Below are 12,654 nucleotides of genomic sequence, written 5' to 3'. Positions count from 1 at the left end.
AATGGGAGCACCGATCACCGTCGTTATTGCTGAAGATGACCAGCAAATTGCCGAGATCCAACGGCGATTTGTTGAAAAAATCGAGGGATTCGAAATTATCGGCATTGCTCACGGACTGGATGAGGCCCGTGATCTGGTCGAGGTCCTCAAGCCTCAGTTGCTGTTGCTTGATAACCAGTTTCCGACAGGAACCGGTTTGGAACTGCTCCGCGAATTACGAGCCAGCGGCAGCAGCACCGATGTCATACTGGTGACCGCAGCCAAGGAGGTCGACACCCTGCGCACTGCCATGCACAGCGGCATCTTCGACTACATTCTCAAGCCATTGGTCTTTGAGCGCCTGCAGGCATCTCTGGGCAACTACAGCACACACCTCGGCAAGCTCGCAGAAATAGGCTCTCTGGAACAAAGTGATCTCGATGGCCTGTTCACCTCCTCGGCCTCCAAGCCCGCAACGCCCCAAGCCCCTCCTAGCCGTCTGCCAAAAGGAATTGATGCCATCACCCTGAATAAGATCAGAGCGGTGCTAGTTTCGCCAGCCACCACCCTCAATGCCGAACAGGTAGGCCAGGAAATAGGAGCCAGCCGGACCACCGCCCGTCGCTATCTCGAATATATGGTCAGCACCGACGAACTCTGTGCCGAGGTTTCCTACGGCACAGTCGGCAGACCCGAACGAAAATACCGCAAACAATGCTGATTTCTGAGCCATTCCCAAGCCGACATTGATACAGAATCCGATTATTCACTGCTGGAATATTTTTAGCCAAGTCACAACCACAAATGCAACCAATTGCAAACTGGTCTCACCCCACCCAGCCATTTGGAAGCGCCCCACAAACTTTACTAGCTTGATAGATAAAGTTGTGAGCGCTTCTTATTCAGCAATGAAATTTAGCAATTAGAAAAGCAATTGACTCGGCAACTTTTTATGCACCCTCATTACAAAATGTATCGGAGCCCTGAGTCGAATCACTCAGCGAGCACCGGGTTGGTTAGGTTGATACACATAAAAAGGACAAATAATGAATAACTCACTCATGGTTGGCTACCTTCAGAGCTGGTCTTCTAATGTCACTTTTACTCAGGCAGCAGAAAGTGGCTACAATGCGATTGTGTTGGCATTCGGAGAAATAGACGGTTCGACCGTCAATATTTACGATGGCTTTTTTGCAGCAGCACACACCCCGGAACTACTGAAACAGGACATCAGTAACGCCAAGGAAAAAGGCGCAAAGCAAATTCTGTTATCCGTCGGTGGCGCCAACAATACCTATAACCCGGGAGGAGCCCCCATAAGCGAACTGGCAGGCAATATCGTCAGCTTCCTCAATGAATATGGCTTTACCGGAATCGACTTCGATCTTGAAATAGAGGGCGACGGCGCTTACCTCGACGAATTGTGCCAGACGCTTAAAAGTATTGAGCCCGCATTGATCATTACCGCTGCCCCGCAGCTTAACCAGGGCGCACACGAAACGGATCTTATTCTGGTTTCAAGCGGCAATTGCCGTATGTATGATCAGGCCGTCAACAACCACCGCTTCGATTACCTGTTCATTCAGGCCTATAACAACCCCTGGCCTGTTATAAACAATACTAAGGAAACAGATGTCGAATTTATCTCCAATAGCTTTATTAACCTGACCAATACGATTCCTAACAGTACCAAGGTTGTGATTGGGGAGCCTGCCGACAGGCAGGCAGCAGGCACCAGTATCTTTACCGTTTCTGACGTCCCTGACAACATTTACCAGCTTATTCACGACCAATACGAAACAATTTATGCCAACCCGCAATTTGGCGGAGCCATGGTATGGAGTATTAACCTCGATGCGCAAAATGACTACCCGTTTGTCAATGCCCTAAAGGGACTGCTAGGTTCATAACAAATTAATAAACGCCCTTACAAACTATCGAAAAACCAAGCAAGAATAGTCATCAGGATAGGTCTCCCCTATCCTGATTTTCACTATATTCCGCTAAAAATCAAACAGTTAAACCCTCACCAGTAAAATGTATAAGCATCTCTGTGATAGGTATAAGTCGATAAAAGCCCCGCTCCCTATAATGGCGCTATCAAACAAGTTCAATCCTAGTACAGAGGTGAAATTATGGCAGCGTCAAACTGGAGCACCCAGAATATTCAAGATCAGCAAGGTCGGCTGGTCATTATTACCGGAGCCACCAGCGGAATCGGCAAAGAAACCGCGCTGACGCTGGCCGGAAAAAATGCCTCTGTCATCATTGCTGCACGCAACATGGTGAAAGGGCAAAAGGTCGTCGATGAAATCCTCAAGCAGCACCCAAAGGCAGATATCTCGGTACGCGAGCTTGATCTTACCAGCCTTGATTCAATTAAAACGTTCTCTGATTCAATCCTGCGTGACTATAAGCAGCTAGATGTTCTTATCAACAATGCCGGGATCATGATGTGTCCGTATTCCAAAACGTCAGATGGGTTTGAAGTCCAGATGGGCACCAACCACCTCGGCCACTTCGCGTTAACAGGCCGCCTGATACCGCTGCTGATGAACACCAAAAACGCGAGAATCGTAGTGCTTTCAAGTATCGCCCACCGATTTGGCAACATTGACCTGTCGGATATCAACTGGGATAACAGAGCGTATAATACTAACAAAGCCTATGGCGACAGCAAGCTGGCCAACCTCTACTTTGCCTACGAGCTGAGCCGTAAGCTTGAAGGCATTAAAGATGCACCGATTGTTACGGCAGCACACCCGGGATGGACGGCCACAGAACTACAGCGCCACACAGGGCTGTTTATGTTCCTCAACCATTTCTTTGCGCAAGATACCAGTATGGGGGCATTACCGACATTACGTGCAGGCTTCGATGATAGTGTTAAACCCGGCGACTATTTCGGCCCTGCTGCATTGTTCGAGACACGCGGCTATCCTGTCACTGTAAAGTCCAACAAGAAAGCCCATGACACCCTGCAGGCCAGCGAGCTGTGGCGGCAGTCAGAAAGAATGACCGGCATTGAATTTTCAATATGATGTGACATAACAGCGTATAGTGAAAGAAGCCTATGAACAGTATCATCAACATTAAAAGTGTGTCCGAGACACCCACCAGATGCTAGGGATCGGGAAACCCAGGCACCCACTGGTTTCAGTCTTCAATAACGACTGTCTGAATATGGACCTGAGCGATGCCTGCTACAGCTCGGATCTGTACATCATTTCGATGAAAGAAGGCGTGACGGGCAAGATGTCATACGGCAGAAGTTCCTATGACTTTGAAGAAGGCACCATGGTGTTCATGTCTCCGGGTCAGGTCATGACACCTGCAGAGGCAGAAAGTACCGGGGATAGCGGCAGCTACGCCGGTTGGACGCTGATTTTTCATCCCGACTTGATCCGTAAGTCACAGCTGGGAAGAAAAATCGGCCAATACTCCTTCTTCTCCTACGATGTCAACGAAGCACTGCACCTCTCAGAGGACGAGAAGCAAACCCTCAATGAGCTGGCCGATAAAATAAGAAAAGAGATCAACCAAAACATTGACAGACATACTCAGCACCTTATTGCCGGCAATATTGAGCTACTTCTGGATTATTGTACCCGCTATTACGATCGTCAGTTTTATACCCGAACGAATGCCAGCGAGGACATTGTCTCAGCCTTCGAGCACCTGTTAATCCAGTATTACAACCAGGATAAGGCCCTGGAATCGGGTATTCCGACTGTCGCCTACTGCGGCCAGCAGCTTGGTATATCGCCCAATTACCTGAGCGACTTGTTGAAAAAAGAAACCGGCAGAAGTGCCCGGGATCATATTCACTTTTTCATTATTGATCGCGCAAAAACCCAGTTGCTGGGCACCAACCAGCCAATAAGCCAGATTGCCTACGGGCTGGGCTTTGACTATCCGGCGCACTTTACCAAGTTGTTCAAGAAAAATACCGGCGTCAGTCCGTCCCAGTTCAGGGTTCTTAACTAACACTGTTATTTCGCTGCAAACACAGGTTATCCAGCATGAAAAAATATGCGTCTCTTATGGCCATCGTACTGTCGATGATGGTCATAGCCGGTTGCACCTCACATCTGTCACGCTCGACACCGCTGAATTTATCTGGCGACTATTACAACTATATCCAGCCCAGTTTTGACCAATATCTGGAAGAAACGGAAAACTGGCTGCGGCAAAACCGCCAGTTCATCACCAGCAACCACGATAAAGAGCTGACAATGAATATGCCGTTTGAACTGACACCCGAGCAGCCTACCAACAAGGCCGTTCTGTTTGTTCACGGCCTGGGTGACTCTCCCTACAGCTTTTCCGATCTTGCCAATACCATGGCTAAGCAGGGTTTCTATGTTCAGACATTGTTGCTGCCAGGCCATGGCAGTAAACCGCAGGACTTGATGCTGCCAAGCTATCAGGATTGGCAGACGATGGTCGATCACTATGCCAACCAGCTAAAGCAAGAATATGATGAAGTCTGGCTCGGTGGCTTTTCAACCGGAGCTAATCTCGTCACCATCCATGCCATTGATCAGGGCGATATCGACGGGCTGCTGTTGTTCTCGCCGGGCTTTCAGACCCAGACTCCCTATCTGGAGAAGCTAACCCCGCTTGTGGCAGCATTCTGGGATGGCTACCAGACGGAAGAAAACAACCTTGCCCGCTATAACTCGGCACCACTTAACGGCGCTATCGCCTATTCGGACAGTGCAACGGTGCTCAGAAACAAGCTCAAGCAGCATACACTGACGATACCGACGCTGATTGCGATCAGCGAGGCCGATAGCATCATCGACCCCGATGTAGTCAAAAATCTGTTTGAGACCCGGTTTGAGAACACTTCCAATCAGTTGATCTGGTATGGAGAGCAACAGCAACCAAATCGCCGGCTCGTTCAGAAAAGCATGCACCTTGACCAATACAAGATCAGCACCGGTTCTCACATGAGTCCGATTTTCGCCCCGTCTAACCCCTACTATGGGGACAAGGCAGAGAAGATCATGTGTGAAAACAGCTTTAGCCGTGATGATACCGACCGCTGCAACCAGGGCGAGCCTGTATGGTTTTCAGCATGGGGCTACACAGAAAGTGGAAAAATCCATGCACGACTGACATGGAACCCTTACTACAACGAGCTAGAAAACAACATTTCCCGACTGATTCAGTCTTCAGCATCGAAAGAAGGTTAATAAATGAAACTAATTATTACCGGCGCAACGGGTATGGTCGGCAAGGGAGCATTGCTGGAAGCTCTGGACTCCAACGATGTCAGTGATGTACTCGTGGTTAGCAGACGCCCTTGTGACATTCGCCATCCCAAGCTGCGGGAGTTGCTTATCGACGGCTTTATGAAGATAGCCAATGTTGCCGACCAACTTGCAGGCTACGATGCAACCCTGTTTTGCCTGGGGGTCTCATCGGTTGGCATGAGCGAGCAGGATTACCGGGCTGCCACATATGATCTGACCCTGGCCTTTGCACATGCTGTTCTCGAACCGAACCAGGCAATGACATTCTGTTTTGTCAGCGGCTCAGGTACAGATATCAACAGTAAAACCATGTGGTCAAAAGTGAAGGGAGAAGCCGAAGCCGCGCTGCAGGCACTTCCTTTCAAAGGCAGCTACATGTTCCGCCCGGCGTTCATTCAGCCCCTAAGGGGGATCCGCTCAAGAACGGCGATCTATAACGCCATGTATTCAGTGCTAAAGGTAATAAGCCCGTTACTGATAAAAGTGTTTCCCAACTATGCCACCACGACAACCCAACTGGGCAATGCCATGATTCAAGTTGCCCGGCATGGTTACGACCGCCCTGTGCTTGAAGCCAAAGACATTACGAAATTCTAAGCGAAGCAGTATGTGTTGATCTTCAGTACGTTGTCTTAAGTAAAGCTGCAGTCCAGCCAGGATAGGTTCCACGCTGGCTGCTTAATTATTACCTTTAGGTAAAAGTAATTTGCCATTTACCACCATTATCATTGAATGAGAAATAAATAAAATACGTCCTATCAATCATTTATTTTCCAAAGGTTTTACGTGGGCTGGATATTCTTACTATGTGGCGTAATGGCAGAAGCCACTTCACATGTCGCATTAAAAGCAACCAATGGTTTCACCAATCTATTACCCAGTGCCATTGTTATTCTGGGGCACCTGGTCGCCTTCCTCTTTCTCGGCCAGGCCATGAAAAACTTACCTGTCGGTATTGTCCATGCTTCCTGGGCTGGACTGGCCATTGTCGTTGTGACTGCCATGTCCAACCTGATTTACAAAGAGCATCTCGATGCAAAAGTATGGTTGGGGATGGCTATTATTGCAGTTGGCATCGCCATCATTAACTTATCTGGTGCTTCCCACAGCCATTAAAACCTATGCCTGTTTCCTAACGATTTGACATACTTGCTTACATTAAAAACACCGTTCAATTTGTACAGGATCTGTTCAGAAAACGATTGCTAATCTTGGCCCCATAAAAGAACAACACCTACTCAGTTTGATAAAAGGGCACGGCAATGAATACTTGCATACAGACTTCTATCGCTTCCGTTTTAGGGCTCGCATTACTCACTGGCTGTGTTAATCCAGGTGAAGATGATCCTAATGCATCGACCAAACAAGGGGCTGCTGGCGGCGCCTCCACAGGGCAAAGCGCAAAACTGGGAGCAGCTAAATAACTTTACCGGTGATTGGAATGTCAGTATCTGGAGCGGCGCAACAGATCAGCCAGTAACGGCGACAGCAAAAGCCAATGGCTCACTGGCAAAAACCACCGAAGCCCAGATCCAAATTCAAGATCTTGCTATCGACAGCAATAAACAGCCTCTTCAATTAACGGCCAATTTTGCCTACACCCCTGAAGCGGGCTACACGCTAGCGGTAAACAGCAATATCAGCAGTGTTCCGGTTCAGTTTGCGGGCGAATACCAGGCCGCCATGAACCGCTACAACTATTATCCGACATCAAATGATGTCAGTGTCATCAAAGGTGTCGACTCATCAACTATCCGTCTTGAATTAGCCTTTGCTGGTCAGAATGTCTGGATACTTGATACCTATGCCCAAGTAAATGGCAAAGAAGAAAAAATCCAGACTTACCGATTCACCAAGTCATAACTCGTTCCACTCTCCAGTAACACTTCTTGCGTTATATCGTCTAAGGCTCAGGGCGGTATAACGCTTTTTTACTTTAACTTTTTGTCATCACAACTGGTAAAGCGAAATATAAACAGCCAGCTTTAAGCCCTCACAAAGAAATCAGCATCAAACCCCTTAACAATAATGAAAGCAAACCATTACAAACAGCCGTTTTCTTCATATTAATTCGTCGCAAGCATATTTGTTCAGTATATGCTCAAAATACAAACCTTAGTAGTAATGCTTAATACTCAGTAGCTTATATAATGCTATCTTCATACATCTTTTCAGTACCGACCTCTCATGCTGGAAACAAACCATTTACATGAATAGTTACAGAGTTGTACTAAGTTTGATATTATGCGGTACTCTTTTAGGCGGTAGATAAAGACCCAATGAATATCAGCAGCAGGAAGCATCAAAGTGACAGATGGGTAATTAGCATTACCATCTTTGCAATCCTGCTTATGAATTTTCTCTCTTCGGTTATCATTCTGAACCCGTCCCACTATCAGGGAAACGGGAACTGGCTAACTGGCGAGAAAGTGCTGATCTGCACCAGTGAAGGACTCAAATGGATTAGTGTTGATTCACTCAAGCAACAAAACTCGACTTTGTCGCAGCATGATAGTCAGGCTGAACATAGTGATATCAAATTCCACTGTCCGCTCCTAAAACACCATCAGTCAATCGGCACTTTTCCTGCCGCAGCGCTGTTTTTTCTGCTTGCATTGCTCTCTTTGCATCAGAAATTCCGATTACACAACCGTAAATCATTCTCGCAACGTATTTACTTCATGTACGCACCCAAACATTCTCCGCCCAGCCTTGGCTCGTTTAATTAGCATACGGCCAACAGATGCCGTTAAACCGTTTTGCCGATCCACCACCCGGCAATCGAAAAATGAATAAAATGTCCGACGGCAAATGAATTGGAACAATGCCTCGACATAATAATGATCACGGAGAAAGTCATGAAAAAAATCATCAACATCATTTTGGGTAGCGCATTACTATTGAGCGGCTTTGCCAATGCGCACGACTACAAAGGCGGTAACCTGCATATTGACCACCCTTGGTCGAAACAGGTTCCACCAACGTCAGCTGTGGCAGCTGCTTTCTTCAATATCATGAACCATGGTGATGAAGGCGATACCCTGCTTCATGCCGAATCGCCTATTGCTGGCAAAACAGAACTCCACGCTCATATCCATGAAGATGGCATGATGAAAATGCGTGAAGTTGAGAAAATTGATATTCCAGCCAATGGCACACGTACCCTAAAACCTGGTAGCTACCACATTATGTTCTTCGATTTGCAAAAAGTACCAGCTCTTGGCGACCGCTTCCCGCTTACGCTTCACTTTGCCAAGGCGGGTACCATTATAGTCGACGTTGCCGTCGAAGAAGCAACCTATAAGCCTGCTGGCCAGCAAGAAGACGATATGAAAAGTGCGCATGCCCACCACTAATCAGAATGAATTTTAGAGATTAGCCAACAAAAAGCCGCTTGAGATTCCAAGCGGCTTTTTTTGAACATCATTATTTTCTCAACAATGCCGGCTCTACACTGCTCTGGTATACCTAAATACAGGAAAATCCCCCTTAAACTCAAAAATGCATTTATAGCATTGATTTTATTGAATTTTATTTCATCTCTCATGTAGTGAATGTAAGTTTTTGCTCGCAACATAACAATTAATAATACGAACTATTACAATAAGGCCTTTATGAAAAAAGCAGTAAAAGCACCATTATTCGTTGTCGGTTCGGTGCTATTTTCTACAGCACCTGTTATTGCTGACGAGCTCAATACGATTATTGAACAAACTATCATTGACGATATTCGCCTTGAGGGATACAGCAAAAAAAGCTACCAGGTCGTTCTGGAAAATAACGATCAGCTCTATCACCAACCCTATGCTTTCCGTGGCAGCAAGATCCAGATGAAACTCCGGGTTAAATTGTTCCACAATAAAAACAACGGCAAGAAAGCAGCCCGGATGATCACTTTAGCCAATGGCTTCGTTCCGGGCAAATCGGGCGTAAGACAGACCTATGACTCTCCTCTGCGGGCAAGATTTACCCAGACCTATCCGGTTAATTTCAGTTACGGCATTTATCAGGCAGGTGGCACCCCAATCTTTGGCGATGACTGTTCGCCCCAAAATGAGACGGCTGATGTTTCAGTATCCAGTACCACGGTATCTCCAACCATTGGGCTAAGTGTAAGCGGATCATTAGGTGAGAGCGGGGTTACACCAAATGTCGGGCTTAATATCTCCAGCCAGCTTGTTGTGGCTTACACAACCCGTTTCTCAAGCAAAGATTACGTGACGTCAGTGGTTCCGAGAATTGGAAGCTAACGTGGTACCGGCGTCAACTGGACACGACTGGCCATCTGCTAGTCGTGTCATCACTTAACTTGGGCTTTTGAAAGCAGTTATAAGCTCTTGATCTCTTCTTTTAACTGATAGCCTTTATCTGTCACTATTTTCTCAAGTACACCAACACGCTGCTGCAAGGTATGCAGTTCATCGCGCAACTGCTGAACCTCACTGCTACTGCCTTCGCTTTCGAGTTTTTTCATCTCAGTTCTATGCTTGAAGTAACGTTGTAGACCAATAGAGGTAAAAACAATCGCCACAATTGCAACACCGGTAAATTCCATTTCCTTGCCCTCTGATAGTTTTCTATTACATCAATGATTAGCAAACTTTACACCAAGATGATGACAAATAAAATCAAGCACTTACACTTGTTTTTATTGCTTGCATTTACCCAGTTAGCGAAGCCTGCCAACTAAGCTTACAAATATCGCCAAAGTTAAGTTATTCTGACTAACACACAGAAATCACCTCCAATCATCAATCTTGGCTGTTAGAATGAATTAATCTCTTTAGCACTAGTGCAATAATGAATACTTGGAAACAGGCTCCTTTAGATCCAACCGTCGCCCAGTTCGTAGAATGTTACTGGTTACTCGAAATCAACTATGGAGAGACGGAAAGGCCATCCCCTGTCCTGATCCCTAATCCAAGCTGTCACCTGGTAATAACACCGCCTGAGGCCATTCATCGTTATCAGTATGCAGATAAAGATCGAAGCAAGCTTGTGCAGCTAACCGGTTCGCATATCATTATGCCGTCGACACGGGCCCTGACACTGCTGGATGACAAGCAGGTGCTGAGGCTTGGGGTAAAATTCCTTCCCGGCGCACAATACCAGCTCTTTGGCCTAGACGGTAAAACAACAATAAACCAGACATGCAATGATTTACCTGCCATTCATTCGCTGCTGCAACCCAAAGATCTCGAAGCGCTTTTGCCGTTTAAAACAGAACAACGCCGAGTTATAGAAGCATTAGATAACCGTATTGCTGCCATCATCGGGCAGACAAGCGAAGATCGCCACAGCCTGCTCGTAAACCAGGCCCGGCAAATCATGGCACACCAACCAGCCCATGGCATCGAGCATAAGTTGGCGTGTTCAAGAAGAACCCTGGAGCGATCATTTACCAAAGTCACCGGGCTTACCTTAAAGCAATACGAACTGATGCTGCGACTCGACAAGTTATTGCTTTTTATCTATCAGCAGCCCGAAGAACAACTGGATTGGGCCAGTATCGCCGCGCAGTTTGGTTTCAGTGATCAGCCGCATCTGATCCGAATGCTCAAAAAGTCAATCGGTGAAACACCCGGCAGTTACCTCAATACGAGGAACCTCATCATCGATATCTATGGTGACTTTGAATCATCTTAAAATTGTCGTTTTTGTTCAATCATTGCTGCCGGACCAGCGCTAAGATACTGCTATCAACAGCAAAGAAAGCACTTAAAGATGCAAAATAAAGATAAATACCAATCACTTAAGCAAGGTCATTCATGCCCGCTTAACAACACATTGTCGGTTCGGCTGATTCAACAGAGTGATTTTGACGATATCGTTAAAATGCTAGGAAACCCGGCTGTAAACCAGTACCTGTATTTTGCCCCCTCTCCGATTGAAGTCTATGAGGCGTTTTTCACACCGATTATTGAAAACACCCGGCAAGCCATTGCGAATAAAGAATGGCCAGACAGTCCGACATTGGTCATTCGGGATGCCGAAGGAACTTACATGGGAATGCTCGGTATAACCCCGGTTATGATGCTGGCAGGCAATTTCGAGGTAGGTCACCAGCTACCAGAGCACGCATGGGGACAGGGGGTTGGCACGCTCGGTTGTCAGTTTGCAACCGCGCTGGCCTTTGAGCAGCTCGGGGCACATAAAGTCTGCGCAGACTGCTACGCCGGTAACATTGGTTCGGCACGGGTACTTGAAAAAACAGGCTTCATTCTGGAAGGACGCCAGCAAGACTACTACCGCCTTGAGAACGGGTTTGACGACCGGCTGTGGTTTGGCATGACCCTTGAGCAATTTACAGAGCAACGCCCTGAAAACTGCCCTGAACAAGGCTCTGAACAAGGCCCTAAATAATACACAGGCAGGAGCTAAATATTGCCACAAGCAGCATATTCAAACATTGATTGCTGCTTCTGGTTGCGCCACACTAGCTCAAGTTTCTTATTCTGTTAGGCAATCTTGTTATGCGTCTCGACGATCTAAAACTCTTCACATCCGTCGTCCAACTTGGCAGCTTCACCGCAGCGGCAAATGCGTTGGATCTTCCCCGGGCCAATGTGAGCAGACGGATCGGCGAACTTGAAAAGCACCTGAATGCCCAACTGTTTTTCCGCACTACCCGTAAGCTACGCCTCACCCAGCATGGGGAAGTGTACTATCAGGAATTACTGAAAGTCGTAGAAGGGATCGAGCGGGCCCAGGAAGCCATTGACAAGCTGGATGATAAGCCTGTCGGCAAGGTAAAGATGGGGATCCTGCCCGACAGTGACGAAGCCATCCAGCCGATCCTGGCAGCCTTTCAGCAACAATATCCTGATATTGAGCTGGATGTACGTTTCAGCAGCAATAGCTACCATGACATCTATGAGCAAGGGTTAGATCTGGCCTTTCATATCGGCCAGCTTCAGGACTCAAGCTATATCGCCCGGCGAATTACTGCCCTCAGCCGCTTTCTGCTCGCCAGCCCGAGCTATATCGCCCAGCACGGTATGCCGGAAAGTGTTGATGATATCGCCAATCATCGCTGTATCTGTTATCGCTGGCCAGACGGCAGCCTTGAAGATACCTGGCATTTTACCGATAGCAACATCAAGGTATTCCCTAAACTCAGTAGCAACAGCACCAACTTTATCCGTCGCTCTATGATCGCAGGTCAGGGGCTGGGCTTTTTACCCTTGCTACTGGCTGTCAGCGCATTGGAAAGCGGTGAGCTTGTTCGGGTATTGCCTGACTATCAATCTAAACTTGAAGAGTTGTGGTTGCTCTACCCGGACCGCCACGGCGTTAGCCGGGCGACCCGACTGCTCATCGATCATTTGCTTAACGAGATCCCCAAGATCTTATAGGTTTGTCACAACTAATAACCTAATCCTTGCCTAACTATTGCGACCAGCTGCAAATATAG

Annotated in this window: 15 protein-coding genes; 14 read left to right on the top strand and 1 reads right to left on the bottom strand. The window is 47.2% G+C overall.

The features are described from left to right. Window position 1: 1 nt before the first annotated feature. The 11 genes from BIT28_RS06680 to BIT28_RS06625 all read left to right on the top strand — a co-directional run bounded on the left by BIT28_RS06680 (window position 2) and on the right by BIT28_RS06625 (window position 9,490). A complete protein-coding gene (locus tag BIT28_RS06680; RefSeq protein ID WP_075762863.1) occupies window positions 2-700 on the top strand; it encodes a response regulator in 699 nt (232 codons plus the stop codon). A 325-nt stretch (window positions 701-1,025) separates the two neighbouring features. After that, window positions 1,026-1,889 carry a glycosyl hydrolase family 18 protein gene (locus tag BIT28_RS06675; RefSeq protein WP_075762862.1) on the top strand — a complete coding sequence of 288 codons (864 nt, stop codon included), beginning with the start codon at window positions 1,026-1,028 and terminating at the stop codon, window positions 1,887-1,889. Between the two features lie 225 nt (window positions 1,890-2,114). Continuing rightward, window positions 2,115-3,020 carry an oxidoreductase gene (locus BIT28_RS06670; protein ID WP_075762861.1) on the top strand — a complete coding sequence of 302 codons (906 nt, stop codon included), beginning with the start codon at window positions 2,115-2,117 and terminating at the stop codon, window positions 3,018-3,020. A gap of 79 nt (window positions 3,021-3,099) precedes the next feature. Further along, window positions 3,100-3,966 (top strand): helix-turn-helix domain-containing protein, encoded by an 867-nt coding sequence (locus tag BIT28_RS06665; RefSeq protein ID WP_075762860.1) that lies wholly within the window; start codon window positions 3,100-3,102, stop codon window positions 3,964-3,966. A 35-nt stretch (window positions 3,967-4,001) separates the two neighbouring features. Beyond that, on the top strand, window positions 4,002-5,180 hold the full coding sequence (locus tag BIT28_RS06660) for an alpha/beta hydrolase (RefSeq protein ID WP_075762859.1): 1,179 nt from the start codon (window positions 4,002-4,004) through the stop codon (window positions 5,178-5,180). 3 nt (window positions 5,181-5,183) lie between these two features. Further along, entirely contained in the window at window positions 5,184-5,837 is a 654-nt protein-coding gene (locus tag BIT28_RS06655) for an NAD-dependent epimerase/dehydratase family protein (RefSeq protein ID WP_075762858.1), read from the top strand. A 171-nt stretch (window positions 5,838-6,008) separates the two neighbouring features. Further along, window positions 6,009-6,356, top strand: a complete 348-nt coding sequence (locus BIT28_RS06650; protein WP_075762857.1) for a DMT family transporter — start codon at window positions 6,009-6,011, stop codon at window positions 6,354-6,356. A gap of 234 nt (window positions 6,357-6,590) precedes the next feature. Further along, window positions 6,591-7,103, top strand: a complete 513-nt coding sequence (locus tag BIT28_RS06645; RefSeq protein WP_245823663.1) for a hypothetical protein — start codon at window positions 6,591-6,593, stop codon at window positions 7,101-7,103. Between the two features lie 416 nt (window positions 7,104-7,519). After that, window positions 7,520-7,969, top strand: coding sequence for a DUF2946 family protein (locus tag BIT28_RS06640; RefSeq protein WP_083651758.1), 450 nt, complete (start codon window positions 7,520-7,522; stop codon window positions 7,967-7,969). A 129-nt stretch (window positions 7,970-8,098) separates the two neighbouring features. Continuing rightward, window positions 8,099-8,596, top strand: a complete 498-nt coding sequence (locus BIT28_RS06635; RefSeq protein ID WP_075762855.1) for a copper chaperone PCu(A)C — start codon at window positions 8,099-8,101, stop codon at window positions 8,594-8,596. Window positions 8,597-8,854: 258 nt separating this feature from the next. Beyond that, window positions 8,855-9,490, top strand: a complete 636-nt coding sequence (locus BIT28_RS06625; RefSeq protein WP_075762853.1) for a hypothetical protein — start codon at window positions 8,855-8,857, stop codon at window positions 9,488-9,490. A gap of 77 nt (window positions 9,491-9,567) precedes the next feature. Here BIT28_RS06625 and BIT28_RS06620 read toward each other — a convergent pair whose 3' ends face one another. Then, window positions 9,568-9,795: a hypothetical protein gene (locus BIT28_RS06620; protein WP_075762852.1), complete on the bottom strand. Its 228-nt coding sequence runs from the start codon at window positions 9,793-9,795 to the stop codon at window positions 9,568-9,570. A 245-nt stretch (window positions 9,796-10,040) separates the two neighbouring features. On the opposite strand from BIT28_RS06620, the gene BIT28_RS06615 reads away from it, so the two are divergent. The 3 genes from BIT28_RS06615 to BIT28_RS06605 all read left to right on the top strand — a co-directional run bounded on the left by BIT28_RS06615 (window position 10,041) and on the right by BIT28_RS06605 (window position 12,595). Next, the gene (locus BIT28_RS06615; protein ID WP_075762851.1) at window positions 10,041-10,886 is read left to right on the top strand and encodes a helix-turn-helix domain-containing protein; all 846 of its coding nucleotides are present in this window, start codon (window positions 10,041-10,043) and stop codon (window positions 10,884-10,886) included. Between the two features lie 78 nt (window positions 10,887-10,964). Continuing rightward, window positions 10,965-11,603 carry a GNAT family N-acetyltransferase gene (locus BIT28_RS06610; RefSeq protein ID WP_075762850.1) on the top strand — a complete coding sequence of 213 codons (639 nt, stop codon included), beginning with the start codon at window positions 10,965-10,967 and terminating at the stop codon, window positions 11,601-11,603. Between the two features lie 110 nt (window positions 11,604-11,713). Further along, entirely contained in the window at window positions 11,714-12,595 is an 882-nt protein-coding gene (locus BIT28_RS06605; protein WP_075762849.1) for a LysR family transcriptional regulator, read from the top strand. Window positions 12,596-12,654 lie beyond the last annotated feature (59 nt).

This window comes from Photobacterium proteolyticum (assembly GCF_001939735.1).
GTDB lineage: Bacteria > Pseudomonadota > Gammaproteobacteria > Enterobacterales > Vibrionaceae > Photobacterium > Photobacterium proteolyticum.
The sequence above is the reverse complement of the archived record's forward strand: the minus strand, read 5'-3'. Positions and strand labels throughout refer to the sequence as shown.